This is a genomic window from Vibrio penaeicida (assembly GCF_019977755.1).
In the GTDB taxonomy this organism is placed as follows: domain Bacteria; phylum Pseudomonadota; class Gammaproteobacteria; order Enterobacterales; family Vibrionaceae; genus Vibrio; species Vibrio penaeicida.
In genome coordinates, this window is the sequence record NZ_AP025145.1 from 421015 (window position 1) to 447002 (window position 25988).

A 25988-nucleotide genomic window follows, 5' to 3' on the forward strand; every position below is an offset into this window, starting at 1 on the left:
GTTCTTAACCGAATTAGGATGCCTCAAACAATTTGGTTGGGGCATCATTTTAGGCAAAAAATACTGACAAGTTCCAAGAATCTCCGTTTTTTCTGTAAAGGCGATTAAATTTCATGGAGTCCTCAGGAACATTCACTTTAAAAATGCACGAATTCCGCCAGTCACAATGAGTTAAGTTTCGACCCTTAAAGCCACTTGCAGTCTCTTCTGGCACTTAAAATACTAGCGTATGTTGTCTTCCAATCTTACCTAGAAAAGGTCGTTCATTTCATATTTAAAGCGTTGAGAGGGGCTGTATTTTCGTTAAGACAAAATTGAATACTCAGCCGAATCCCATCGATATTACTCAAGAACTCGAAGTGCTAAAAAGTGAACGAATGGTTCCTTTCTTAATGCGAGTGTCCCACTAATTTGTAATTTGTAATTTATACGCAATTAACAGTAAATATTATAGAGTTACTGCCGTTAAAGAATAGCTGGTTGAATTATGTTAACAGTATTTGAGCGGTATTTTATGAGTTGTTTTTCTAACCTCATTTCGCTTTCCAAAAGCACATGTTAAGCAAGTTTTTCTGGCTAAATTGATAATTTAACATTGGTTGAATGTACATCGTTTCAGATAGTTACGAGACGCCTTGCTAGGAATAAATAGATATGAAAAACATCACTTTTTTGCTTGCCGCACTTTTATCTACGTCCACCTTCGGAGCTAGCCATCATCTGGGTATTAAGCTTGGAGGTGCAGCTATTAATAATGATGACACTGGCGATGTTGGGGTTGCAGTCCAGTTTGAGTATGCCTATCAATTTCACCCCAATTTTTCTGCTGAAATAGGTTATGCGACCGCTTCTGGAGTGACTAACGCTATTGTGACTGGCGTACTTACCGACAACACAGAAACGTTTGAATATGACGCTACCTTCGCAGGTTTGAAGGCTAACATTGCTCCGATGGACTTTTTTAATTTTTACGCGATGGGCGGTGTCAGCCATTCAGATCTACAACGAACACTCAAACCCAAGTCAGGTGGAGCTGAAACGGTTGAACACCACAAAGGGGCAAACCCATATTTTGGGGGCGGAGCAGAGCTCATCTTGCTGGATACTTTTAGCCTTAGCTTGGACTATCGTCGCTTCATGTTTGAAAGCAGCTATTACTCCGATACCATCTTAGCTGGGCTCAATTTCCGATTCTAAGATCTACCAACCTGCATTGATGATCCTACAGCTGCCGTATCATTGGTACGGCAGCTTTATCATCAGTAAATATCTCTTTAAAGCAATAAACTGCATAGCTGATGAACTAGTCGTATAGTCACTTTAAGCTCGAATTTAATCAGATATATAGAGCTTGGTCTTAGCAGTAAGTTATTGAATAAAAAATTCAAATAGTTCGCCAAATTAAATGGCATACTTTAACAATATGAACAGTCATCATCAGGGCTGTAGTAAAGGTACTCTGATTTGGTGGAATCCCACCGAAAATATGAGATATGAGTATCAATGCATTGTTTAATGTCATCTATCACATCTTGCACTTGGTCTTTCTTGATGATTTGAATGTTAGCAATTCGATGGTAAAAAACAGTCCAGGAAACAACAGCGTGATCCCATCGAACGCCACCATCGTCACTGGTTGTGAAAATGTAGCGGAGTGGATCTATTTTCCCGGTATGCTCCCACTCTTTGGCAATTAGTCTGTCTAACCCTTGGCTACCAGCTTCACAGGAAGACAATGATACAAAGACTTCTCCGAAGAATAAGTGGGACAGTCGTTTTAAGAAAACACGAAACCCATCAATTACAGTGAGTTGCGCCTAAATCCACAAAGGCTGCACTCGCCCGTTTCCCGCTGTGTTCGGCGCTCATTCTTATGCGGCTATGATTCGCAGCAAAACCAATGCTTTGAACATCGCAGAGGCTGGATTGAAGAGCGACTCCTCAAACTCACTCAGGTATTCTGTATTGATGTTTGCGCCTACGCCATCATGAGTAACCACTACCATGTGGTTCTTCATATCAATGTTGAACATGAAAAAGCCCTTTCAGACGAAGAGATATGCGACCGATGGTTAAGTTTTCACGCGCCGCCTGTATTGATTCAGAAGTGGTTGAAAAAAGATGCCTTATCCGACGCAGAAGAAGTCAAAATCCACGAAATCATTGATATTTGGCGAGAGCGTTTAACCAGCATCAGTTGGTTCATGCGCTTACTGAATCAATTCATTGCCACTCAAGCCAACAAAGAAGATGGCTGTACAGGTCACTTCTGGGAGGGGCGATTCAAAAGCCAAGCGTTATTGGATGAACAAGCCCTTGCGGCAGCGATGGCTTACGTCGATTTGAACCCAGTTCGCGCCAACATGGCAGATACCCCTGAAACGTCGGAATACACTTCTGTAAAAGCGCGAATTCAAGCGCTGAAAAACAACAAAGCTAGTGTACCTTGCTTGCATCCTTTTGTGGGGTATCCAAGAAAAGATATCCCTTCAGGCATTCCTTTTCGGCTCATGGATTACCTAGAATTGGTGGATTGGACGGACAGACAAATTCGTGAAGACAAACGCGGATCTATCAATTCAGCTCTTCCTTCCATCTTAAACCGATTAGGCATAGACCAAGCCACTTGGATGAGCGCTTGCACTCAGCTGGAGAAGGGCACGGTCGTTGGCTGTGAAACCACCATCAAACACGTGATGCCGAAGCTAAACCGAAAGCGCATAGCCAGTTTTCGGTTACCGGATAGCTAACGCTCCCTCCTAGACAAACCACACACCTCAAACTCTTAAGCCAATAGCCACTTTGGCGGCTTTGCATACCTAAAAATCAAAAAGATAAGAGATATTTGCTAAATTTTCGGCAAATATCCCATATAGTGAGCTCAATTTCATCGATATCAGTTGGGTTTGGTATTCGCAACAGGTAAGTACTTCAGATCCTTTCTAAAGTGTGTGTCCTGCTAAATTCGTGTCCTGCTAAATTCGATACTTGAAAGCCTCAGTACCCGAAATACCCCATCATCGCCTTTATGGTTCTAGGCACAAGCCACTGTAATTGATGGAGTTCGTGTTTTCTTAAAAGTGACTGTCCCTGTTTTCTTCATTTTCTTAAAAGTGACTGTCCCTGTTTTCTTCAATCTATGCGAAATAAAACGCAATATCTTTTATTAATTCGGAATCTTTCCTATCAATACCAATTTCCGACGAGGAAATTTCATGGAGAACTCCATTAACTCCATTAACTCCATTGAAGCCGCGTATTTCTATTTCATGTAATAACGTGTTTTTTTTGCTACTTTTGATAGTATACTTATTAGCCAAATAGTAAAGATTTTCATATAGTTGCTCATCGGTCACAATATGTTTACTCCTCAGGAATTAGTTTTATGGTTTTAACCCCAAAAATGAAAAAGGTCCTCTATGATTTCTTTATCTTCGTCAGGTAAGTCGCTGTAAAACTGATTTTTTTTTCTTTGAGCAATAAACTTTTCGAATATTGATCGAAATGGCAATCTTCCGCTTTTTTTAGATAAGTCAAGGATGATTTGTAACTCTTTTCTAAAGTCTGCATCGGTTACTGTTTTATCAAATATTGTTTCAAGATCTCTTATGGCTTCTTGAATCGGATAACTTTGTCGTAATTTCATGTCATTCCTCCGGCAGAATATCCACTTTATTAAACCGTATTATTTTTCTATCAGCATGTAGTTGAACCGCTCCCCCTAGACCGAATTCAGGGTATGCTTCAGTAATGGGTTCCAATGGTTTACCCTCCGTATCTCCGAACATTCTTGGGACTCTAGCTTTTGGGGTTCCCGTATTATCATATAGTTGAAGAGTATCAAATTCCCCTCGTAACCTAGCATCGCTCCAAGATCTGTCTAAAGGGTCTTCAGGATTAACATGTTTTAATGTTTTTATCTGGAAAGCGTCCGCAGCTTGAGTTCCATTGTCAAACTTTTCGAATCCGAAGTATGTAACTTGACCTTTATTTGTCGATAGCATGCTTTGTCCCCATTTATTTGGGGTTCCATTATCATTTAGATATCGATCATATCTGTATGCGGTAGATGGCAATGTGGATGAAGGACCATCTGGACCGACATAAAAATCTGGTTTTTGGGTTGCACCACAACAAGCCCCTACAGCCTTCTCAACCGCCAACCCCAGTGGATCCACCCATCCCGTCGGGTTAGGAACATACTGATAGTTATTTAACCCGCCTGCAAGCCCGATTGGGTCGGCGGTGGTGAACCTACCTGTGCTTGGGCTGTAGTAACGGTGGCGGTTGTAGTGTAGCCCTGTTTCGCCATCATAATACTGACCTTGGAAGCGCAATGGGTTGGCAATCTCTTCAACATGTTGGTAAAGCACATTACCGTAGGCGCGATATTGAACCGACCACACACTTTTGCCGCTGCTGTCGGTGAGGTCTGTCGGGGTGCCGATTTGGTCGAGCTGATAATGGTAAACCTCGGTGTGTTCACCCTCGCCACTAATGAGCGCCAACGGCTTAAAGCTGCCCGGCTCGTACACATAGGTTTGGTAGTGAGAATCGCTGGTTTCCGCAATCAGGTTATCGCCTTGCCACACAAATTCGGTGTTGGTTTGCTTACCCAGTTTGTCGGTCACGGTTTTTTCAATGCGTCGCCCAAAGGCGTCGTACTGATAGTTTGCGATGGTGCCATCGGGCAGGGTAGATTTGGTTAGGCGGTGCTGGCAGTCGTATTCGTAAGTGGTGACGAGCGTTTGCCCTTTCCCCCGCTTTTCTGCAATTAAACGCCCAAATTCATCGTACTCATAATGTGAATCGCCATGAAATTGCAGTTGGTTACCTTGTACGCCAGATTCTACCTCTTCAAAACGCCCACCTAATGTTTGTTGCAGCAAGTTACCCGCAGGGTCGTGGGCGAAGGTCTCTTCGACTACGCCTTTCGTGGCACTTAAGCGTGAAAGTGGGTCGTAATCGTAGTGGACTTTGCCATATCGGCTGTCCGCCATTTCCGCCAGATTGCCCTCGGCACTGTATTGGTATTGTTTGGACTGAGTGAGCTGACCGCGTTGATGATGCGTGTGAGCGATCAATCTGCCTTCTTCATCGTGCTGGAAACGGCTAGTGAGGCTCCCTTGCTGGCGAGACGTCTCCAATCCATTATCGAAGTGGTGCCGTGTAAGCTGCTCATCATTCAGCATAATGCGCGAGAGCACGCCACCAGCACTGCGCTCATACCTCAGGGTATTGGCGTCGGGCAGTTGACAATGAGTAAGGTTACCCAGCTCATCGTATTGATAATAGTGAGAGGCCCAACCTTGGTGCTCTTGGGTAAGCCTGCCTAGCGCATCATATTGCCAGGCTAATGGGGTGTCGCCATCCTCAACTTGCGTCAGCTGCCCATATTCGTCGTAATCGTAGGTAACTTCGTTGCCATCGGGGAGGACTTTTTTGGTCAGCCTACCCATTACATCGCGTTCAAATAGCGTGTCTAGTTGGGTGCCTTGTGTGCCCGTTTCCGTTTTTTTAAGCAACTTGCCATTGAGATCGTATTCGTACTCAAAGAACCGACCATCGAAGGTGGTTTCTCTTTGCACTAGCCCGTTAGGGTAATAATCGATAAAGTACGATTCGCCCCTTTCGTTGGTAATGGTACTGACGAAGTTTTTGGCGTTGTTGTAGTCGTATTGAAGTGAAGACCCATCGGGTTGAGTCACGCGGCTAACCAAATCCGTGTGCTGATGATAATCGAATCGGGTGACTTGCCCGTTTTCGTCCACCACTTTGGTGGGTTTACCATAGCCGTTGTATTCGAAAGATTTGGATTTACCACCAGGTAACACAATACGAGCGAGCCTGTCTGCCGAATCCCATTCATAGCGCGTCATCGCACCTGTTACGGATTTTTCCAGCACAATCCGCCCAAAGATATCGTAGCGATAAGTCGCTTCCGAGCCGTCTGGGTAGGTTTCCCCAATGAGCATGCCCAATCGGTTCCACGCCAGTTTATGTTGGCTGCCATCGGGGTAGCGAATTTGGTCTAGCTGACCGTATTGGTTGTAGCGATAAAACGTGTCTTGGCCAAGCGGGTCACGTTTTTCGGTAATGTCGCCAAATTCGTTGTATTTGTAGCGCCAACTTCGGTCGGATTGAATGACTTTGCGCAGATTACCACGCCAGTACTGAAACTCTGTTGTTGTACCATCAGGGGCGATGGTGAGGACTTTTTGGTTTTGTTCGTTGTAGACATGTTGGGTTTCATTGCCCATAGGGTCAACGGTGAGCACCAAATCGCCATTGTCGCTGTATTGGTTTTGTGTCACCGCACCATCAGGGTCGGTGGTTTGCACTAACTGGGCGTTCTCATCGTGTTGATAAGCGGCAGTGCTGCCATCAGAATAGGTAACCACCACAGCATTGGCGTCGTCATCCCAATCGAATTCGGTGTTGTAGCCTGTGTTGCTCCAGTGGCGTAAGCATCGAACCGATTTACCAGTACCATCCCATTCCCAGCCAAATTCCACACCGCCCGCCATTTTCCGAAGCGTAATAACGTGCTGAGCATCGTAGGCGTAATCTTCACCCTCATTGCCCGTATTTCTCTGTGCGATGAGCTGATCATGTGCGTTGTATTGATAGGTGGCACAGGTTCTTTCCGTTATCCACTCACCCGTCGTACTGCCTTTAGTGAGAGTGCGAAAATCTATTTGGGTAATGAGGTCGTTTTGGTATACAAACCATAGGGCGATACCGTGCTCATTCACGACGGCTTCAGGGCGCTGATGCCCGTCGTAGCGAATGGTCAGTCGGTTACCATATTGGTCGGACAGCTTACTTAGGCGAGCCGAGTTACCCCGTCGTTCAAAGTGGTAAAAAGGTGAACCCGCTTGTGCGAGGATGTATTCGCCGTCTTCTTGTCCTAAGAATACCGCCGCACCAGCAAGATCGTTGTATATCTCAGGCAGTTTTTTTGTGGGCTCGGGCAATTCCGTACGTTTGTTTTCCGCATCTAACCAAAAGAGCTTTCCACCTTCGAAGGCCAAAGACTGGCTGAGTGGGTGGCTCCAGCCAAACCCTAACCCTGTGTTGATATCGCAGCTACTGGTTTTGTAGGTTCGGGTGAAGGTAAACGGCAGTGCCCCAGGTAATGTGACATCTTGTAGTTCGAGAAGCTCTTCGCCTGTGACCATTGAAACAGGGCAACCTTCGGTATCGGTCTTCTGGTTCGATTGGGTAGCGTCACCGTTGCCATTCTTACTGGCGTTGTTTTCTACCATTCGTTTTTCGTTGGTCGCTAGGTGTGTCGATTGTTTGGCTTGGCGTTTTTCAGATGTCGCGTTTTGAACCGTTTTACCGTCGACAGTTTGATTAACCTTGGCTTGACCATTAAATTTGCTGTTTCCGTGTTGAGTCACTTTCCGTAGGTTTTCGGCATTATCCTTTGCGTCGACCTTGACTAAATCTACGACCTCTTTGATCTTTTTTACTATGGGTGCAGAGCGAGGTTTTCTAGCCATTCTTATGCCCCCACCAGAGTCGCTGTGCCAGCGACATCTCTCAATCGATTCATGTTTTTCAAAATTGCGCCACCCGGTATCACAATGCTGATCACGACTTCAACAAGCAGCGGCGCCAACATGGTGGTCGCAATACCGATGATCTGAAGTGGGCTTAGCAATTTAAACCAAGAAACTGCTGCATTTAAACAAAGGAAACAGCGTGCTTCGTCTTTTAATAAGGTGAGCATTTCAGCGGCTTCTTCTTTCGCCGAGGCAAGCTTTTCAGCTATTAACTCTGGGTTTTCAACATATTTAGCAAGTTCCTTTGCAAGCTTACTTGGGTTGGCGAGCAGCTTGAAAAGTTCGGCAATCTCATCCCAAGCATCGACGATGGCATCCAATAACTTACTCATGAATTTTTTGACTTCGTTCCACACATCAATTGGCTCATTAATAAATAGATTCCACTCCTTGCGAAGTTCGGTGTTCCACTGTGTATCAAGCCAAGTGCTAAGTTTGCTGATGGTAGGATCATAAGAATCCAGCATTGCTTTGATGTCGCTTTCAGATACGTCGGGATAAAACGTCACGCGGACTTGTTTGCCTCTGTGCTCTGGCGGCAGCGTAATTTCAGCGAATCCGTTGTCATCCATAGTGCCTGAAATGGCTTCGCCGTCCGCTTCGTATTCAAAATTCCCCCAGAAGTTCTTTTCAAGTTTCATGGGCTGAATTTTGAAAGGTGTACCACCAATCGGAACAAAAGCTTCCGCTTCGAAGCAGTGAACAAGAGTGATTTTTCCGTCTAGTGGGCAGGTAATTAAGTCGGCTTCGATGTTGGAATCGTCGGTGTCTGCCGAGTACTCATCCTTATTCACGATTACTTTTTGTTCCATGTCTAAAGCCCAGCCATAAAACCAGTTTTCTGAATGGCGACGATACTCGTCAATAGAACTTTCAAAGTCGGTTTTTATCGTGCTGAATAGGTTTTCTGCATCTGCCATCGTCATGGTGGTCGTCATCGGTATACCTCTTTCTCAAGCACACTTTTTATGTATTCGTTTAGTGAGCCAAATTCCTTTTTGTGGCGGTTCACTAAACGCGTCACTTTGGCTATAACGGTATTTTCTGGGAAGAAAAAATAAATGTCAGCGTAACTCTCTTTTAGCCACTTTATGGAATTGGCAATCAGGGTGGAGTTATCAATGTTTGACAGTTGTAGCAGCACGTCTTCTGGCACTGTCCACCATGGGAACCCGAGCTCTATGATGTCTACAGCAGGGGTGACGTTCACCACATCACCATGTTGAGAAAGCCAAACCTGACAGGGCCCCATAACTTTCGCTCGCTGTTCTTTATCGCAAAACTTAGCCACATTCAGGCTGAATCTTGGGTCATAGAAACGGAAGAAGGCATGAGTGCCGGATGGCATCCATATTTGTGTCAGGCTTCGAAAGTGCGCTAAGACCTGCTGAAACGTTGACGTTGTCCCTACCAACATCCCCCAGTCTTTCTCCGCTTTTTCAGCCACCCAGTGGATGAATTCTCCATCAGGATCAACAGGGGCGATGTAAGGCATCACTAATGTCCAATCTTCATATTGTGTGCCCAACCAAATTCCGTAGGCGTCTTTTCCACCTAACTGATAAAAGTCTGCCAGCGCGCTGTAATCGGTTGTTCCGTTAAAAATGGCATACCAAGACAACGCTTCTTTGCCAACGTACGAGTCTAGATCGAACATTGCCCATCCTTGCACTTCTCACACTCTTCGCAGAATGGAGCCGCTGCTTTCATCGTGGCGATTTGCGCGGGTGTAAGAATCGGGGCAGGCGCACTCGGTGGTGGCTCTGGTTGCCCAGGTTGTATGGCCGCTTGTCCTCTAAACCCGCTGCCGCTGCCTGCCGCGCCACCTGAGTTTAGGTTGACACCTGCTCCAGATAGCGTGACGCCAGAAGCGTCAATGGTGACAAAACTGCCTCCCGCTTTAATCGTGATTTCATTATCGGCTTCGAGTACGACTTTTTGTCCGGATTTTACGTGGATCTCGGTGCCTGCTTCACTCGCCCAATTATTGGATGATTTCTGATGAATAGAACCATCGGTGATCAAGGTATGATCGGCTGCAACTTTGATCCGGCTTTCCCCATCTACCGTGAGGTGCTGATTATTTTTCACATGGGTAAACTGGTCGTTGTCCACCGTGTGATGTTCATCGTTGTGAATGTGAGTGGTGCTGTCGTTTTGCACATCCCGTTCTAAATCCTTCTGAGCATGCAGGTAGACTTTCTCGTTCTCGGCTTGGTCCTCAAAACTCAGTTCATTGAAGCCGTCGCCTTGGTGGGTTTCACTGCGGATAACGGTTTTGGTTTTGTTGTCCGGCAAGGTATAAGGCGGAATGTTGGTGGCGTGATAGGTACGCCCAGTAATAATCGGCTGGTCAGGGTCGCCATTTAAGAACGACACAATCACCTCATGCCCAATACGCGGTATCGCCATCATGCCGTATTGGCTGCCCGCCCAACCCTGAGAGACACGAACCCAGCACGAACTCAGCTCATCACTGTTGGAATACCTATCCCACGGGAAATGAACTTTCACACGCCCATGCTCATCACAGAAGATTTCTTCCCCTTCCGGTCCCACCACGGTTGCCATCATCGGACCATCGACTTGCGGCTTCGGGGTTGGCGTTGCGCGCCACTGGCGCTGAGCGGGAATGACTGTAAACGTGTTGCCATAAGTGGTGACCCCGCTGCCACCTTCCTCTTCCAGGGCTTGAGGCTGCTTGCCTGTGTGAGTCGCACTCACCACCAGCCAAGTGCGGTTACAACTCTCATCCAAATGGTCAGATAAAGTAAACTTGGTGCCCGCTTGCAGGGCAGGGTGGTTGCTTTGCCCGGTGGCAATGTGGGCAGTGCGGCGAAGGTAATCCAACCGATATTGGCTGAACGCCGCGCCACTGTCGTCGTCTTTGTAGCGAGCAGGGGCATCGTAATGCTCATAGCCATCGCGTTGATAGCTCATCTCCTCACCAAGCTGCTCTTGTTTAAAGGAGTAGGTGGGCTTCTTAAAGCTGTATTCTTGAAACTGAACGCTAGACACATCGGAGCGCACTCGCTCGGTGAGCCCAAAGACATAAGGGGTATCCATGGTGCCGCCGGCTAGCGCGTTATAAGGCACTGGAAACGGGTAGGTGTCGTAGGCTTGGGTGTCATCACAAAACACAATCGTGTGTTTACTCGTCTGATGAACAAAGCGATAGACCAATCCCTCTTCGGCGGCGAGGCGATGCATAAAGTCCAAATCGGTTTCCCGATACTGAACACAAAACTCTCGGGGCAAGCAGGACCGCTTCAGGGAAAAGGCATAATCGTTGATGCCCATTTCCTGAAACAGCACAGACAGAATCTCAGGCACCGTTAAATCTTGAAAGATGCGACTGTTCTGACGCAAAGACAACCGCTCAATGGCAGGGACTAACGTTAGTGAATAAAAGGTATGCTGATGCCCAGTGTCGCCTTTTGAAAAGGCGCGGACAATGCCGTGAACACGTTGAGTGACTTCCCCATTTTGAATCACCGACAGCCAAGCGTTTTTGTCCACCACTTGTTCAGGAGTGATGTCCATAGAGCGGCTGGCGAGTTCAATGTGATAGCGAAAGCCATGACAGCCCTGATAGTTCGACAGGGATTCTTGCCCGTGATACTCGCGCACAATCAAGGTATCCGAAGCCAGTCCTTCGACATCCAATGAGAAGTTTAAGGTGCCCATGCAATCAATCCGTTAATTCAAAGTACATGTAACGACAAAAGCAAAGCCCCGTTTGGTGGCTTTGCTCGAAAGGTATGGGGTTAAATTACGCTTCAACAGGTTTACGCCAATCGTCGGAACCTGAAGTGCCTGCGTTTACATGGTCCCAATTGATCTTGCGGTAAGACAAAGAGACAGTCACATTCTGGGTAAAGTCAGATTTGGTTGGATCTTGACAGTGAGGCATCTCACAGTGAATGTCTACAATCGAAGCACTTTCCAACACAGTGGTAAAGAAGTTCTCTTGCTTGCCTTCAATTGAGGTTCGATACCACTTCAGCTCAACTGTGCTCATCTTTTCGCCAGATGCTAGTGCGTTGTACAACAAAGGTACTGCCTTGTTTAGCGCTACCGTAAATTGGAACGGCTTATGAACACGTTGACCAGAAGGTTGGCCAGATTGTGGGTCGGTTGGCACGGTTACATTGTGATTGAATTCTTGCACAAGCATTTGGTCTTCGTGCCCTTCAACAAAGGCGTCACCAATGGAATCGGTAGAAAGAGCGCCAGCGGTGATGAGCCCCTGAGTCTCGCCTTCGATAGAGATGTAACATGGAGTAGGCATAGTCAATCCTCATAAACAGGGGGCTGCCCCCTTAGCTATTAAATAAGACATTTGATAAGTAAAGAGTGCCTGAGCACAGTGTCGTGCCAGAAACTGAAGAGTATTGAGCAAGGGGTGTGCCAGAATTATATTTTAATTTAAAACAACTGGTTAGATGAATTTGGCTATGGGGCAAAGCGAATAGTTGCTTGTGTGTGGGCGAATAATTGCTTGAGTAGCGAGAATGTGCCTGGATCGGTGTCACACTTGGTTTGTTGTCGCACTAGCAATAGATTCTGAAGTGTTCGAGCTGCTTCGTTTTCTATTTGGGTGTTTATCAAAAACTGAAACTGACACCAAAGTGAGCTCAACGATTGCTTTCCTTTTTGCCATGCTTGTTGGCGATCAAATAAAAATAAAAGTAGGTGTGAACAAAGTTGGGATAATTGCGATTTCAACTGAAGCTCATGCCATGAATAAACGTAAATAGTCAGCATAAACATAAAGGATACTATTAATATGCCAAAGTACTACGTCTACCCAGCGATTGGCATCGCAAGGCTAGGAAACTCTGAGTCTGAGTTTTTTGTTGGTCCAGAAGTTCCGTATCAGGACATAAACCCAAATTTTACAGGCAATAATTTTAGCGAATGCTACGAAACTTACAGTTTAAACAATCGTTCAGATCAAGAACTCAATTTCAAAGACAGCCAAGGAAAAGTGAAGCGCCAAGCGGCGCGTTTTCGAATATTCGAGATAGATGATTGCGATCAAATTGTACGAGAAGTGACCGCTAAAGAAGCAACGATAGAGTGGGAAGTTCATATAGCGAATCGAAAGTCCATTAACTACCAATTTAACAACGCTATGGACTTAGGAAAGCTCTCTCAAAATTGTGAGTTACGCAACGCCTTTGTTACCGATCTTCAGGAACGAAAAGACAAGTTACTGATTGAGCCGAGCGTACGAAACATTCAAGGTCGCGACCAATATGGGAAAGATTATCTATTTGACGATGGCACCTTTTTTGGTGGGACAAGCCAAGAAAGAACGGTCTATTTAGGTGAATTGAGAACCGATTGCGAAGGGCGCTTATTGGTTCTGGGTGGACGCGGAAAATCAGATAGTTACAACAATAGCCCCATCACGACGTTTGCGAACAATGACAATTGGCATGATGACATCAGTGACGGCACAGTTCGAGCTTCCATCACTATTGATGGTGAAACGCATGACGCTGAACCCGCCATGGTAGCAGTAACGCCGCCAAACTTTGCTCCGGGCATGCCCAGTGTCGTTACTATGTATGATGTTGTAAACGATCTGCTTAACGATAAGCCTCAAAAAACGCAGTTTTATCGCGATATCTTCCCTATTCTTAATAGCTTAGTAGAGAACCAAGGCGTCAACTTGGGCTACTTTATGGCATTTGGTGACAATGCACCTGCGAACTTCACCAAGCCTTCCATTTTAGAAAAACTGGAATCTTCAAGTGTTGATAATCTAGCTTTACGAGAGGCGGTGTTCAAACAATTCCGTATCACACCAGAGCTCACCGTGGCACAGAGAGCCGAAGAAGTTGAGAAGCTACTTAATTCACCGAACATTTCTGAATTGGATGAAAGTTTAAAATTGGACTTAGCAGGTACATTTAACGAAGCCATCAAGAAAGCACAAGTGCAAGTGCAAGCCGATAAGCTTCCGCCAATTTTTGGGGACAGCTACGGTGACGCGCCAGATTCACCTCTTGTGGGGTTGAGTCTAACTTCCACTCAATATCAACACATGCACAATTGGGCTATAGGTGAATTTGAGCTAGACACTAATCCCAAAGAAAACCCTACACCGCTAGATGGCATCAATGACCCACTGGAAACAATTTTCTCTGCAAAAGAACGCGCACATACACTTACCAAAACTAACCTGCAAGAGTGCCTCGGTGGACCGTTCCATCCCGGTATCGAATTAACGTGGTTTTTGCGCCGTGAGTCTATGTGGAATGTGTCTGATAGCGTCGACAGAATGCGCCTAAACGTTATAAACAGAGGGGAAGAAGTACAAGATTACTTTGGTCCTATTTTAACTCCAGAAGTGGCGTTAAAAGATATGTTTAATGTTAGTGGTCCTGGCACACTAACGCGTTTTATGGGCGTGCCTTGGCAATCGGATGAAGGGAGCTGCCGCTCGAACCAAGACTACGATACAGCGCAATACTTACCAACGATCACTTTCTGGTCTGCGCGTGTTCCCAATCAAGTGTTGAGCCAGCGTTCTTTCCAGCAGACTCAAAACACAGATCTATCTGCTGCACAGCGTCACAAGTTCTTCAGTTACCGCCAAGACTGGTTGCGATTCTTACGCGAAGGCGGACAGAACCCGAGAGTTACCATGGTCGATAACTGGGACAAAATTGGGATTGTTGTTAAGAAGCCTATTGATGACTTCGAAATAGACAGTGAAGAAGTGAAAAGTGCTTGGGTTGAATCACAAGTAAATGTGCGTTATTTGGCTCACGACGCAAGTTATCGACAATTGCTTAATTTAGAAACCCTGTCGCCTAAAGATATATTGCACAGTGCAAATAGCCTTTCCAAGACAAAGGAAGACATTGAAAAGCTAAATGAAGAAGACAAGGAAGTGTCTGAATTAGGTCTCGTGCCTAGAATCATCCCAAGTCGCGAAAAGTTGAATTAGCAATGAAGGAATCACACTATCAAGTTGTGGTTCTTGGAGCAGGTGTTGCGGGTTTGTCTGCAGCACTTGCGCTGGCACAACAAGGCATCAAAGTCGCTGTATTTGATAAACAAACCGCACAAAAACAGAGTTTTGGTGAGTGTGTTCATGGAACCATGCAGCCTATTCTGTCAGAGCTGAAATTATTCGATAGTTTTATTAAAGACGCACACTTTGAACTTCAAGGATATCAAATCGATTGGGATGAATTAGGTCATCATGAACGGAGTTTGATCACCAGCCCATACGGGACAGGCTGGATCCTGAACAGAGAAAAGTTTGATACGAGTTTGATAAGTGCGGCTATAGAAGCTGGTGTCGATATCTTTTGGCAATCTCGTCTAACTGAATTCTCAGAGCAAAGTGATGGGTGGCAGCTTCATTTCATGCAGCCTGATACCAGCCAGTATGTGGTGGAATCCAATTTTATTGTTGATGCAACAGGACGTGCCCGAACTCTCACACGAAAGTTGAACATTGCAGAGAAAAAGGCCGATAGCTTGGTAGCTTGCTGCGCACATATAAATCACAGCGGTTCTGGTGCTATAGCAAGGCAAGAAGCCGTTATTCATAGCGGCCTAAATGGATGGTGGTATCTTGCTCCGTTTTCTAAAAACCAAGCAACACTGTGCTATTTCACCGACAATGATTTGGATATGCCCAAGACATTTTCTCAGCTTGTCGAGCTGGCATATGAACATGCTTCGTTGGCCCCCTATTTGGATTGCTGCGACTTAAACGACAACGCTCAAATGAAAATTACCCCAGCTTACTCATCTTGTATCGCAAAAAGCGTAGGCAATAACTGGTTGGCTGTTGGGGATGCATCTTGTAGCTACGACCCGCTATCTTCATACGGCATTACGTCTGCTCTTGGAAGTGCATTTTATGCCTCGAAAGCCATTACCCGCTGGTTTATTGGTCAGCCCCAATACCTAAAGGAATATGAAGCACTCATGCAGGATAGCTTTCTTTCATATTTGCCAAAGAAAAACGAAGAGTATGAAAAGGTGACCCAATTCAACTCTCCTTTTTGGCGAAGAAGGAACCTCAATCAACCACTTCATCATTTAACAAAGGAATAATCTGATGACACGTATTTACTTCCTATTCACACTCATTTTTGTATTGGCAGGGTGCCAAAGTACCGACGTCCCAACAGAAAAAACGGGCATGTCTGAAAATGAAGTCATTACTGAGCTGCAAAGTAGGCTTATAACCACTTCCTACCTTTTAAAAGAATCGAAGTTTGTTGAACGAAACCAAAAAGTAATCTGTAAAGGTGTCGATTTTGCGCAAGGTAAGTGCTTTGCCCCTGCATGTGCCCCATGCGAACCTTCTGCATTTAAAAAAGACAAGATAGGTTGCCTAGATCCAGGTCCGCTAGGCACAGGGTTATTGTGCCAAGTTACGAATGGTGAGGTTTCGGATAAACCCTGCTGCATTGATGGGCAAAGTTGTGAGTTGGAATCCTCCCCTCCGGTTTCCAAAACAAACGAGAAGAGCATGAACTACCAACTGTTTCCATCTTTGACTGATCGTAAGTTTGAAAATAACAAGTGTGTTTCAGTGAAGTGATATGTTTTGCAAACCCGCTTATAAACCGATTTGTTAATACAAGTCGGTTTTTGTTTTTAGGCAATATGAGCAAGCACACTAAATCTACATTTTATCGTTATCTGAGCGGTAGTAGAGATAATCTGATTTGGTACTGTCCCACCGGAAATAGGAGATATTAGTATCGATGCATTGTTTGATGTCGTCTATTACGTCTTGTACGTGTCCTTTTTTAATCGTTTGAAGATTGGCGATCCGATGATAAAAAACAGTCCAAGACACAACCGCATTATCCCAACGGACGCCGCCATCATCACTGGTGGTAAATATGTAGCTGGGAGGGTCTATTTTTTCGCTATGCTCCCATTCTTCAGCAATCAACCTGTCTAACCCTTGATTACCAGCTTCACAAGATGAGAGTGATACAAAGACTTCACCATCGTAGTCATTCATGTCGGTAAAAATGGGTTTCATGGCCTCAAACATCTCTCGTCATCTGAGAAAATCGCTACCAAATTCAATACCTTTTTTGTTGCCGTGAGCAGAAATATGAATACACAAAGGCATATCTTCTTCCCCTCTAGGACCGTGGCTAGAATCAATGGAGGAGATGTAGCGACAATACTTGATGAGATCTTTTTCAGAATAAGCGATGAACTTAGCCACTTTATGCCCAAAAATTTTACACACCTGCTCTAGTGCTTCTGCTTCTGAACGCTCATTAAGCAAATCCATAGGGTCAACGCATTCAATGATAAAAAGCCTGATTTTGTTATACATTTTTCTAGCCTATGGTTTAGCCTTGATTTAATTGATAGGAGAGTAATTTAAAGCGCGAGGTTTTAGGAGGGGTTCAGGTTACTGGGTTTGAAAATGCGACCGAAGTAACAAAGTTATTTCGGTCGTTTTTGAACAAACGAAAGCCTCAGTAAAGCAAAACACTAAGAGTTTGTTGGTTCAAAAATATCAATACTTGGTCCTGTTGTAGGCAGCTCGCGTTGCTCTGTTCTTAATTTGGATAGAGCCGCCTCAAACTCTTCATCCGTCATATCTCGCCAGTACCTTGGCTTTCTGCTTGTTTGTTCGTCGTGTGCTGTGGTGACGGAGTCTTTTGGTCTTGCAGGTTCAAGAATCATGATATCTGGTATCGGCTGGCTCACGTCCATATAGCGTTGAATCATGTTCCATAGGCGGTAGTACTCGCCAACAGGTTGATTTGGCCCTATCAAGGTTCCGATGGGGACGCCAAACGAGTAACCCATATAGCGATGCACCAAAAACAGGCTGTAACTTAAATGTCCTTGGTGAGAAGGGGCAGACATCAAAACGCAGTCAAATTCAATGAATGGATGGGTAAAGCGAACTTTATTGCCTTTTTTATACAGTGTGACCATGCCAGTTTCGCGGCTCAGATCAAAAGACCGTTTACTCTTAAGGAACGGTGCTAAGAATAAATACCCCCTAGAAATCAATATAAAGTGCAAATAAACAAGTGCAGATGGGACCAAGAAATATGAGATGCTAGTAATTATTGCAACAAGTAAATCTGCAGTAATTGGAGTATCGGGATTAAAAAATGGGAGAGATGAAGCAAGAATCATTATAGGTACTACGACATAAAGTCCAACTTTAGCCATTGCCACTAAAAAGAAATAGAGTTGTGACCAAGCGGATAAAGATTCCTGCTGCAGGTCTCTTTCATCCCAAAACATGCCTTTTGAGGTGTCTTTCTCCATCTCCCTAAAATCTGAAGGCTTTAAGTTTTCGATGCATGAGACCGAAACAACCGAGCTGGCTTTGGAAAAGCCCAACATTTGCCCTTTGGAAAAAAAAGTCGTGTGCGTGTTGGGTTGCTGCTTGGAGTAACTCTCAGAGTTATAAATAGAATTCTTCATTAATTACGCTTTCTCTATTGGTTCCAGTTTTTATGGTCGCACAATGGCAACCCCTCTGAGCCAATCCTTATCCTTTTTATTAAAATTTGGAGAGCTACTGACTTTTGAATTATCAAACGTTTCATCCAACTCTGGTCCGGGGTAAATCGTATCGTTTGCTCTAAGCCGAACGCGAATGTTAAATGCCCTAAAATAGGTGTGAGTATAAGCCCTAGTCTTGAACATGTTGGTTTCCAAATTTGTACTTTTTAAAGGAAGATCATGTTTTACAAAAAAGGCATACCCATCAAAAGTATTTACCGTTTTTAGCACACTTAAGTTGTTTGAACGTACCTCCGAAAGTTCTGCGGAGTAATCAATACCCATTTGGCTGGTCTCTTTCGTTTTCCGCCAGATTCCTTGCCTAGCAAAAAACTCTATCTTCAATTTTTCCTTATTGAACAAAGAGGCGAGGTTGGTGTTCACCCATATTACGTGAGTCGCCCCCAATGCTTTTACTTCCTCGGTAATAGAGGCGGGTAATTTCGTTTGCTTTTCAACTGAATACGATTTGATCGAAATATTGAATATCAACCCGATAAATCGGTTAAATGCGGTTTTTGGATCTTGTAAGTGTTTGTATTCTTTAGAAGGGTCTTTACCGAATGGGCCGTTTTTTAGCCACACTTCAATTGGTGTGTCTTTAAAAATGGTGTAAAGCACGAACCCGAGCACCGCGATCCCGACCCCAATCCAAGCTATGGGACCAAGGCCTAGAAAAGTGGCAGACGAGGTAAACAACCCTGTCGCTAGTGTGGTGACCAGCGTGCCCATTGCAACCATGCCCATTGCCAAACCCGCATCGGTATCGTTTGATTCGAAGAGGCGGTAGCTGTCCCAAGCAGCTATGCCTGCAGTCAAAAGTCCCCCAAAAATCCCAATGGTCCCTAGCCGGCTAATATTACTGACTAAAGTCGTTGTACCGTTTTGAAAGGTAAAGCGAGCAACAAGGCTCGGTGGAAAACGAATCAAAGTCTTAGCGCTATTGATGGCAAAGGAGGACGCATTAGATGTGTAAAAATTTGCAGAGTGCGCAAGTGCTACTCCCAAATCTAATATAGTGCTAGCCACGTTAGCGATAGAGTGAGTGGAGAATTTCCCTTCAGATAGATTTTTATAGTGTTGTAAGTTGTTGATTAGATTTATTGTTTCAATCACCGTGATAAAGTAGGGGACTTTCAATGCTTCATAAATGTTACTCCCAGTCGCTCCTTTCTTACCAATATCTTGCAATGTTCTTTGCGTAGCTTCTCTATTTAAAGCTTCGGCGACTTCTGAACCTTCCGGTACCACCACCACTTTAAGCGGTAGCTTTTTACCGACACTTTTAGTTCCTGATATTACATCATTTGCATGAAACGCTTTTTTCCCAGTAGAAGCGATCAGTTTTCCATCTTTATCGTACAAACGCCCCATAGGGGTTTTATTTTTCTTACTTTGTATATGCTTACGTTCTACATCCAACACGCCGTAACTTAAGCCGTGACCATGTACGCCAACCACTGCCCCTTTCAATTCTGAACCGCCGACAGGCACATACAGTGCCTCCCCCCAAAGCTTTGAGTTTGTGGACTTTAACAATGCGAGTACGGGCGCATAAGCTGAATTGAATTCCACCACTTTAGCGTGTTCGCTAATGTTTTTAGATAGCGCGAGTACTGCGTCGAAGTAGCCTCGTAGAATGCCATCGGTTGTGTTTGAAATTCTGCGTACTGTAGCAAAAGGACCTTCGGAATTGTCATTTGCCTTAGCCATGAATGCTAAGTCCATGACCTTTAGGGCGTCATCCTCAATGATAAAGTGTTCACTTTCCCATTGCGCGAGGGATTCAGGGGTCGCGAATCCCGTTCCTGAATTGAACGGCTCTGGTGGCGTGTATTTATCTTCCAGTGAAACCAGTTCAGTTGATGGAAATAAAATTTTATGGAGTGGGTGAGGGCTGCCGCTTTTGAGGATATGTCTTACTGTCGGCATAAAGCTCACAGGCTTTTTATCCTCTGGAATGGTCATCGAATCAAGGTTGTCGATATTCATACTTAATGCGGTTAAGCCATACCCAGCAATGACGTGGGCTGCAGAAGCGTTCACCCCATTTAGCGAGCTGATATCTCGCAGTACCTGTGCAGTGCGTGTCGCGTTCATTTTCAGCTCTACGGCTTCTTGAATTTCTTTCACATCTCGCACGCAGATCTGTCGTTCAATGGTTCTCATTGTGCGATGGAATCGCCCTCCAAAAAATGTATCGAACTCGTCTTTATGCTCGTAGAATGGGTTCTCTTGCTTGCCGAATTTCTTTGGCAAAACGAATCGTTGAACCAGCTCAGCGCATTGGAAATACTCTTGTTTGGACATGTCCGTATAGACTTGCTGCAAATAACCAATGCCATACATCACAGTAAAGGCGTTGTGCCTAAGGTCAAATAAAGGGTCGTCTAGAACAATGGCTCGGAGTTTACGTTCGCGTGCGTCAGCCAAACAATCTTGAAGAGCGTCGGTCTTCCATGCATCTTCGCTAGAATTTTCTGGCGAAACAATCGCCTCCAGAGCCGCATGTTTCATCCCATATTCGTATTGGAAAGATTCATTGTATCTGAGGACAGCCAACGCACTTTTTCCATCAGCCGAGATGGTTTTGAATTTGTTTTTTATTTCTTGGTATTGAGTACTAAGCCAATTTCCAGAAAGGTCACGACTTAGGTATCTGGGTTCAGCACAAAACAGTTCAATCTCGGGCTGGCGAGCTCTCATCTCAGGCAATGCTTTGGCATGAAGAACATCAACAGAGTCTTTCACATTCAGTTCATGAAAGGCAGACAAACGACGTGAGCGATCATATTCATTGGATTCTAGGTAATTTAAGTACTGTGCACTCCATTGAACTTCAGAATACGCAAAATGAACTGTTGCTCTGCTGCCATTTGATTTTGCAGGCACCCAAATATCGCTGATGGGTAAGCCTTCAGGTTCTCTCTCTTCGATTTTGAAAGGCTGATCCGTTGCTTCCCGGTGCTTATACAGGTCGATGTCTCTGAACTTGATAGAGCCATCCTCTTGCCTACGAACTTCAATCTCTCGCCATGCTTTATCGTTGTAGAAAATATAGAGATACCCATTTCGGACTGGGGCAACTCTGTCTTTGTAATTCAGATCTTTGTCAAAAGTTGGCAAAAGAGCGAGTGGAACAATGGAGTGAAGCAAGTAATGTTGTTCTTTGGATTGCCTCTCTTTGGGCTGAATATCTGGGTACAACGGTAGATTTATCTGACCGGTTTCCTTAGACACTGCTAACCAAGCGTTAATTTGCGCGTTTTGACCAGACCAATCCCAACTATGAATCGTCGTGTTATCGAGTGTTTCGATTTCTATTTGCTGTTCTAACCATTCCTGTCGTACCAAATCGCCTTCGTCGTAGAACATAATTGACTGCTCTGGATTGTGCTGAGTACCAGTTACTTCAACGAATACTTTCTTTGACTCACAGGCAGGTTTTGAGCTGAGCTTATTCGCCGACATAGTGCTTATCCTCAATCATTTTTTGTTCTAGAGCGTGAAATTTGGAACTCGAATCCAATGGTTTTAAATGCATTAGATGTTCAATGTTTTCAGGTTGCGTTTCATAGTGATCGCATAGTTGGAAGAACTGAGCGATGTCATCGGGTTGGCTGAGATTTAGATTTTCAGAGAGAATGTAAAGTTTTCGGTATCGCTGCCATTGTTGAGCATCACAATGGGTTATTGATTGTTTGGACAAATATTCGCCAATAATTTTGTCGTCATGAAGGCGTTCCAGAGCGATTTGTTGAGAAGGTGAAAGCACTTTTTGTGTATCCACTTTCGAGATTGCGATGCCGAGGTTTTCTGCTGAGCCATCGAAAAAGCAGACTGAACCATTGCTCGGAGAGTCTGATGGTGAAATCCAGGTGACTTGCCTAATTTCACCAAGCCATGTTTGCGTATCAGACGGATCGGACTCACCAAAGAAATAGTGAGCGACTCGTGGGTTGTAAAAATGAAAGACTCCCCTTCTCGCCCCATCAAAAGAGAGGGTGAGGCTACTTCTCAATTGGCGAAGGAGATGATCGAATAACATTGATGTTGGAACAGATACAAGAATCCAAGACCAATCAAAATCTGAGGGTGTCCCCTCCACTAGGCGTCTAAATAGGGTGCTTTTGGTTTCAACTCTAGCGACTATTGGGCTGATGGATACGAATTCTTGGAGTTCACTTTCTGCATAAAGAGGCTCTATTTCGGAAGTCTCCGAAAACGCATATATTTCTTGAGCGGTTGAGCCACTATAAGATGCAATGATGTAGTGTTTCAAGTTGCTCTGATTCAGTTCCAGCAGAGTGGGGCGCACATTCGCGTTATTTGCTTCCGGCATGGTGACTATCTCGGTCATATTGCTCAATTCCGACATGGACAGTTTGCTAGCGGGCATGAGCCATCAGGTTGCTTTTGGCAAATTTCGGTGATTGCCATGTCCGAAGAGCTATCACTCTGGATCCTCTGCATCAATACAGGGGTTGCCGGGATGGATGTTTTGACATTTGCATCTAGGCTTTGTTGAGATGCGCTAAAAGGAGAGAATTCTTGCACCTCTGGCGCAGCCAACCCTTCTAACTCCAATGGCAACTCAGCACCTTGCCCACCAAATCCACCGCCGCTACCTGCGCTGCCACCTGAATTCAGGTTGATCTTAGAACCAACAACATGCACGCCTGCGGGGTCTACTTTTACAAAATTGCCGCCTACTTTTAGGGTGAGTTCGCTCCCGGCTTCCAACACAATTTTAACGCCGGATTTCAGGTGAATTTCAGTTGCAGCTTCACTTGCCCAATTGCTTCCTGCTTTCTGATGGATAGATCCATCGACGACCAATGATTGATCGGCAGTGACTTTAGTTCGGCTTTCCCCGTCAACGGCTAAATGACGAGCGTTTTTGATGCGCATGAACTGATCGTTGTCGACTGTTGCGTGCTCGTCGTGTCTTATGTGGCTAAGGCTGTCGTTTTGAACTTCTCGCTCCAAATCTTTTTGGGCATGCAAGTAGACCTTTTCATTGTCGGCTTGGTCTTCAAAGCTAAGCTCGTTGAACCCTTCCCCTTGGTGCGTCTCTGTACGAATAACTGTCTTGGTTTTGTTGTCTGCCAAAGCATAAGGAGGCGTATTAATAGCGTGATAGGTTCTTCCCGTTATGATTGGCTGATCAGGGTCGCCATTCAGAAAAGAGACAATAACCTCGTGCCCGATTCGGGGAATTGCCATCACACCGAATTGGCTACCTGCCCATTCTTGGGAAACTCGCACCCAACAAGAACTGTGTTCGTCGCCGTTTGAATAGCGATCCCAAGGGAAATGCACTTTCACACGACCGTGTTCGTCACAAAATATTTCCTCACCGTCGGGGCCAACAACCATCGCCATGGCAGGACCATCGACTTGTGGTTTGGGCAATGGTGTCGCTCGCCACTGACTACTGGCTGGTATAACAGTGAATTGATTGCTGTAAGTCGTTGCACCACTGCCCCCTTCTTCTTCTAACGCTTGAGGCTGAGTGCCAGAATGCGTCACCTTTACAACAATCCAAGAGCGATTGCATTTAGGGTCTAAGTGATCTGTAAGCGTAAACTTTACACCGGCATGTAAGCCCGCATGGTTACTTTTTCCTTCTGCGGTATGCGATTCGCGTCGGAGGAATTCTAGGCGATATTGGCTGAAGGCTTGACCACTCTCATCATCTTTGTAGCGCGTGGGGGCATCATAGTGCTCGTATCCATCGCGCTGATAACTCATGTTTTGTCCTATCTGCTCTTGTTTGAACGAATAGGTGGGCTTCTTAAAGCTGTATTCCTGAAACACGACACTGGTGACATCTGAACGCACTCTTTCAGTGAATCCAAAAACATAAGGCGTATCAGCTTGCCCTCCAGCGATGGCGTTGTAAGTGATTGAGGCCGGTAACGCATCGTAGGTTTGGCTATCGTCGCTGAAAATAATCGTATGTTTAGTTTTTTCGTGATTGAAGCGATACACCAAGCCTTCTTCTGCCGCGAGCCGATGCATAAAGGCCAAATCGGTTTCGCGGTATTGAACGCAGAACTCCCTTGGCTGGCAGGACCGTTTCAGGGAAAAGGCATAATCGTTGATGCCCATTTCCTGAAAAAGCACTGAGAGAATATCGGGTACAGATTGGTTTTGAAAAATGCGGCTATTTTGCCTTAAAGAAAGTCGCTCTATGGCTGGCACTAATGTGAGCGTATAAAAAGTATGTTGTCGACCTGTGTCACCTTTAAAAAAGGCACGAACAATACCGTGAACGGTTTGTGTGACTTCGCCATTTTGAGTGACGACTAGGCACGCATCTTTGTCGACCACTTGGTTCGGCTGAATATCCATAGAGCGGCTAGCTAACTCAATCTGGTAGCAAAAACCATGGCATTCTCCATCGTGTGATAGAGACTCCTGTCCTTGATATTCGCGAACAATCAAAGTATTTGGAGCTAAGCCTTCGACATCCAGAGAGAAGCTTAATTTGCCCATGCAGTCATTCCGTTTAGCGATCGAACTTGTTAAAAATCTGCATTAAAGATGCAGACAAATGAAAAAACGCAAAGCCACGCAATGTGACTTTGCCATCATGCGAACAACCTAATCCGTAGGGGGAGAGCACCAACAAAATGGGGAGCAAATCATTGGTGCGAATACGGTGTTGGTCGATTGCTTGATTATGCTTCGACTGGTTTACGCCAATCATCTGAACCAGATGTACCTGCGTTTACGTGGTCCCAGTTGATCTTACGGTAAGACAGAGACACCGTAACGTTCTGAGTAAAGTCAGACTTAGTTGGATCTTGGCAGTGAGGCATCTCACAGTGAATATCTACGATAGACGCACTTTCTAATACAGTGGTAAAGAAGTTCTCTTGCTTACCTTCGATTGAAGTACGGTACCATTTCAATTCAACAGTCTTCATTTTTTCGCCCGAAGCCAATGCGTTGTACAGCAATGGAACGGCTTTGTTCAGCGCAACCGTGAACTGAAATGGTTTGTGAACACGTTGACCGGATGGTTGACCAGACTGAGGATCCGTTGGAACCGTCACGTTGTGGTTAAATTCTTGAACCAGCATTTGGTCTTCATGACCTTCAACAAACGCGTCACCGATAGAGTCGGTAGACAGTGCGCCAGCAGTAATAAGCCCCTGTGTTTCACCTTCAATGGAGATATAACATGGAGTTGGCATATTTAATCCTCTTGTAGAGTTGAATGTTACTGGTCCAGTCGCTTCCCAACCTCAATATGCAGGTTGACCTAGGCAAGCGGCTAAATCCTTTTATAGCAACAAATAAATAACAATAAATTATGAAGCGCTTTTTGCGCGAATTAGTGTCGATAGACAAGAAGTAATAGAGCAAACAGTGTGCCAATTAATAATTTTATTTAAAAACAAATAGTTATGGCATTTGAGTTATTGTTCAAGCAATAGATTGCTATATTGCGGGCAATTTATTGCTCGAATAGCGGATTAATGCCTGGATCAGAGTCACATCAATATATATTTCATGGTTCTTTATGATATTTTTGTTTTGTGATGTTAATACAATAATTAATATAATCATCAATTTCTTTGTTTGCGGGAATGTCTCATTTTTGATTTTATACATGCCCATAAAATATAGACTGTCTCGAATATATGAATGATGCATGAAGTATCGATTTGTTTTGGCAAATTAATACGTTTTATAGTAAAAGAGAATAAGGGATATCAAATATTCCATATCAAACAAAGACAGATTGATTTGATACTTACCTACTGATATTAAACGAAATTTACAGCCATTTATTGCATTGAAACCTAACGATTAGGTTTGATGATTAATGATTGTATTTTATACACTTAGGGCTGGCGTTGTCTTTTA

20 protein-coding genes are annotated in these 25988 nt (G+C 44.7%); 6 read left to right on the forward strand and 14 right to left on the reverse strand.

Translation table 11 applies throughout. From position 1 onward, the window contains the following. Positions 1–654 precede the first annotated feature (654 nt). On the forward strand, positions 655–1197 hold the full coding sequence (locus LDO37_RS20300) for an outer membrane beta-barrel protein (RefSeq protein WP_126606760.1): 543 nt from the start codon (positions 655–657) through the stop codon (positions 1195–1197). A gap of 218 nt (positions 1198–1415) precedes the next feature. Here LDO37_RS20300 and LDO37_RS20305 read toward each other — a convergent pair whose 3' ends face one another. Continuing rightward, positions 1416–1736: a hypothetical protein gene (locus tag LDO37_RS20305; protein ID WP_126606759.1), complete on the reverse strand. Its 321-nt coding sequence runs from the start codon at positions 1734–1736 to the stop codon at positions 1416–1418. 60 nt (positions 1737–1796) lie between these two features. Between LDO37_RS20305 and LDO37_RS20310 the strand changes: the two genes are divergently transcribed. Beyond that, positions 1797–2750 carry a transposase gene (locus LDO37_RS20310; protein WP_126606758.1) on the forward strand — a complete coding sequence of 318 codons (954 nt, stop codon included), beginning with the start codon at positions 1797–1799 and terminating at the stop codon, positions 2748–2750. 641 nt (positions 2751–3391) lie between these two features. On the opposite strand, the gene LDO37_RS20315 is transcribed toward LDO37_RS20310, so the two are convergent. From LDO37_RS20315 to LDO37_RS20340, 6 genes are all read right to left on the reverse strand, one after another. After that, complete coding sequence (locus LDO37_RS20315) at positions 3392–3646, reverse strand: hypothetical protein (RefSeq protein WP_224055787.1); 255 nt, start codon at positions 3644–3646, stop codon at positions 3392–3394. A 1-nt stretch (position 3647) separates the two neighbouring features. Beyond that, a complete protein-coding gene (locus LDO37_RS20320) occupies positions 3648–7508 on the reverse strand; it encodes an RHS repeat-associated core domain-containing protein (RefSeq protein ID WP_126606394.1) in 3861 nt (1286 codons plus the stop codon). A 2-nt stretch (positions 7509–7510) separates the two neighbouring features. Then, complete coding sequence (locus LDO37_RS20325) at positions 7511–8509, reverse strand: Rhs family protein (protein WP_224055788.1); 999 nt, start codon at positions 8507–8509, stop codon at positions 7511–7513. Beyond that, a complete protein-coding gene (locus LDO37_RS20330; RefSeq protein WP_126606393.1) occupies positions 8506–9228 on the reverse strand; it encodes a DUF4123 domain-containing protein in 723 nt (240 codons plus the stop codon). The genes LDO37_RS20325 and LDO37_RS20330 overlap by 4 nt, the downstream gene beginning before the upstream one ends. Further along, a complete protein-coding gene (locus LDO37_RS20335; protein WP_224055789.1) occupies positions 9216–11258 on the reverse strand; it encodes a type VI secretion system Vgr family protein in 2043 nt (680 codons plus the stop codon). Before LDO37_RS20335 ends, LDO37_RS20330 begins: the two co-directional genes overlap by 13 nt. An 85-nt stretch (positions 11259–11343) precedes the next feature. Beyond that, positions 11344–11862 carry an Hcp family type VI secretion system effector gene (locus tag LDO37_RS20340; protein ID WP_101110170.1) on the reverse strand — a complete coding sequence of 173 codons (519 nt, stop codon included), beginning with the start codon at positions 11860–11862 and terminating at the stop codon, positions 11344–11346. A gap of 223 nt (positions 11863–12085) precedes the next feature. Here LDO37_RS20340 and LDO37_RS20345 point away from each other — a divergent pair, with 223 nt between their 5' ends. Genes LDO37_RS20345 through LDO37_RS20360 form a run of 4 tightly spaced genes read left to right on the forward strand, consistent with a single transcriptional unit; the run spans position 12086 to position 16152 of the window. Then, positions 12086–12331, forward strand: a complete 246-nt coding sequence (locus tag LDO37_RS20345) for a hypothetical protein (RefSeq protein ID WP_126606392.1) — start codon at positions 12086–12088, stop codon at positions 12329–12331. Between the two features lie 29 nt (positions 12332–12360). Further along, entirely contained in the window at positions 12361–14535 is a 2175-nt protein-coding gene (locus LDO37_RS20350) for a LodA/GoxA family CTQ-dependent oxidase (RefSeq protein ID WP_126606391.1), read from the forward strand. A gap of 2 nt (positions 14536–14537) precedes the next feature. After that, the gene (locus LDO37_RS20355; protein ID WP_126606390.1) at positions 14538–15659 is read left to right on the forward strand and encodes an NAD(P)/FAD-dependent oxidoreductase; all 1122 of its coding nucleotides are present in this window, start codon (positions 14538–14540) and stop codon (positions 15657–15659) included. Between the two features lie 4 nt (positions 15660–15663). Further along, positions 15664–16152 (forward strand): hypothetical protein, encoded by a 489-nt coding sequence (locus tag LDO37_RS20360; protein ID WP_126606389.1) that lies wholly within the window; start codon positions 15664–15666, stop codon positions 16150–16152. 84 nt (positions 16153–16236) lie between these two features. On the opposite strand, the gene LDO37_RS20365 is transcribed toward LDO37_RS20360, so the two are convergent. From LDO37_RS20365 to LDO37_RS20395, 7 genes are all read right to left on the reverse strand, one after another. Continuing rightward, complete coding sequence (locus tag LDO37_RS20365) at positions 16237–16605, reverse strand: hypothetical protein (protein WP_224055790.1); 369 nt, start codon at positions 16603–16605, stop codon at positions 16237–16239. Between the two features lie 18 nt (positions 16606–16623). Next, positions 16624–16911 carry a hypothetical protein gene (locus tag LDO37_RS20370; RefSeq protein ID WP_224055791.1) on the reverse strand — a complete coding sequence of 96 codons (288 nt, stop codon included), beginning with the start codon at positions 16909–16911 and terminating at the stop codon, positions 16624–16626. 161 nt (positions 16912–17072) lie between these two features. Further along, positions 17073–18026 (reverse strand): hypothetical protein, encoded by a 954-nt coding sequence (locus LDO37_RS20375; protein WP_126606388.1) that lies wholly within the window; start codon positions 18024–18026, stop codon positions 17073–17075. Between the two features lie 30 nt (positions 18027–18056). Further along, on the reverse strand, positions 18057–21578 hold the full coding sequence (locus LDO37_RS20380; RefSeq protein ID WP_126606387.1) for a toxin VasX: 3522 nt from the start codon (positions 21576–21578) through the stop codon (positions 18057–18059). Further along, positions 21565–22467 carry a DUF4123 domain-containing protein gene (locus LDO37_RS20385; protein WP_185829713.1) on the reverse strand — a complete coding sequence of 301 codons (903 nt, stop codon included), beginning with the start codon at positions 22465–22467 and terminating at the stop codon, positions 21565–21567. Before LDO37_RS20385 ends, LDO37_RS20380 begins: the two co-directional genes overlap by 14 nt. Before the next feature lie 5 nt (positions 22468–22472). Then, positions 22473–24608: a type VI secretion system Vgr family protein gene (locus LDO37_RS20390; RefSeq protein ID WP_126606385.1), complete on the reverse strand. Its 2136-nt coding sequence runs from the start codon at positions 24606–24608 to the stop codon at positions 22473–22475. A gap of 185 nt (positions 24609–24793) precedes the next feature. Next, the gene (locus tag LDO37_RS20395; protein ID WP_101110158.1) at positions 24794–25312 is read right to left on the reverse strand and encodes an Hcp family type VI secretion system effector; all 519 of its coding nucleotides are present in this window, start codon (positions 25310–25312) and stop codon (positions 24794–24796) included. Positions 25313–25988: the final 676 nt, after the last annotated feature.

What these genes read in the sequence shown, in the direction of transcription:
- LDO37_RS20300 (WP_126606760.1), top strand. Translation starts at nt 655, where the DNA reads ATGAAAAACATCACTTTTTTGCTTGCCGCACTTTTATCTACGTCCACC.
- LDO37_RS20315 (WP_224055787.1), bottom strand. Translation starts at nt 3,646, where the DNA reads ATGAAATTACGACAAAGTTATCCGATTCAAGAAGCCATAAGAGATCTT.
- LDO37_RS20320 (WP_126606394.1), bottom strand. Translation starts at nt 7,508, where the DNA reads ATGGCTAGAAAACCTCGCTCTGCACCCATAGTAAAAAAGATCAAAGAG.
- LDO37_RS20325 (WP_224055788.1), bottom strand. Translation starts at nt 8,509, where the DNA reads ATGACGACCACCATGACGATGGCAGATGCAGAAAACCTATTCAGCACG.
- LDO37_RS20330 (WP_126606393.1), bottom strand. Translation starts at nt 9,228, where the DNA reads ATGTTCGATCTAGACTCGTACGTTGGCAAAGAAGCGTTGTCTTGGTAT.
- LDO37_RS20335 (WP_224055789.1), bottom strand. Translation starts at nt 11,258, where the DNA reads ATGGGCACCTTAAACTTCTCATTGGATGTCGAAGGACTGGCTTCGGAT.
- LDO37_RS20340 (WP_101110170.1), bottom strand. Translation starts at nt 11,862, where the DNA reads ATGCCTACTCCATGTTACATCTCTATCGAAGGCGAGACTCAGGGGCTC.
- LDO37_RS20345 (WP_126606392.1), top strand. Translation starts at nt 12,086, where the DNA reads ATGTGCCTGGATCGGTGTCACACTTGGTTTGTTGTCGCACTAGCAATA.
- LDO37_RS20350 (WP_126606391.1), top strand. Translation starts at nt 12,361, where the DNA reads ATGCCAAAGTACTACGTCTACCCAGCGATTGGCATCGCAAGGCTAGGA.
- LDO37_RS20355 (WP_126606390.1), top strand. Translation starts at nt 14,538, where the DNA reads ATGAAGGAATCACACTATCAAGTTGTGGTTCTTGGAGCAGGTGTTGCG.
- LDO37_RS20360 (WP_126606389.1), top strand. Translation starts at nt 15,664, where the DNA reads ATGACACGTATTTACTTCCTATTCACACTCATTTTTGTATTGGCAGGG.
- LDO37_RS20365 (WP_224055790.1), bottom strand. Translation starts at nt 16,605, where the DNA reads ATGAAACCCATTTTTACCGACATGAATGACTACGATGGTGAAGTCTTT.
- LDO37_RS20370 (WP_224055791.1), bottom strand. Translation starts at nt 16,911, where the DNA reads ATGTATAACAAAATCAGGCTTTTTATCATTGAATGCGTTGACCCTATG.
- LDO37_RS20375 (WP_126606388.1), bottom strand. Translation starts at nt 18,026, where the DNA reads ATGAAGAATTCTATTTATAACTCTGAGAGTTACTCCAAGCAGCAACCC.
- LDO37_RS20380 (WP_126606387.1), bottom strand. Translation starts at nt 21,578, where the DNA reads ATGTCGGCGAATAAGCTCAGCTCAAAACCTGCCTGTGAGTCAAAGAAA.
- LDO37_RS20385 (WP_185829713.1), bottom strand. Translation starts at nt 22,467, where the DNA reads ATGACCGAGATAGTCACCATGCCGGAAGCAAATAACGCGAATGTGCGC.
- LDO37_RS20390 (WP_126606385.1), bottom strand. Translation starts at nt 24,608, where the DNA reads ATGGGCAAATTAAGCTTCTCTCTGGATGTCGAAGGCTTAGCTCCAAAT.
- LDO37_RS20395 (WP_101110158.1), bottom strand. Translation starts at nt 25,312, where the DNA reads ATGCCAACTCCATGTTATATCTCCATTGAAGGTGAAACACAGGGGCTT.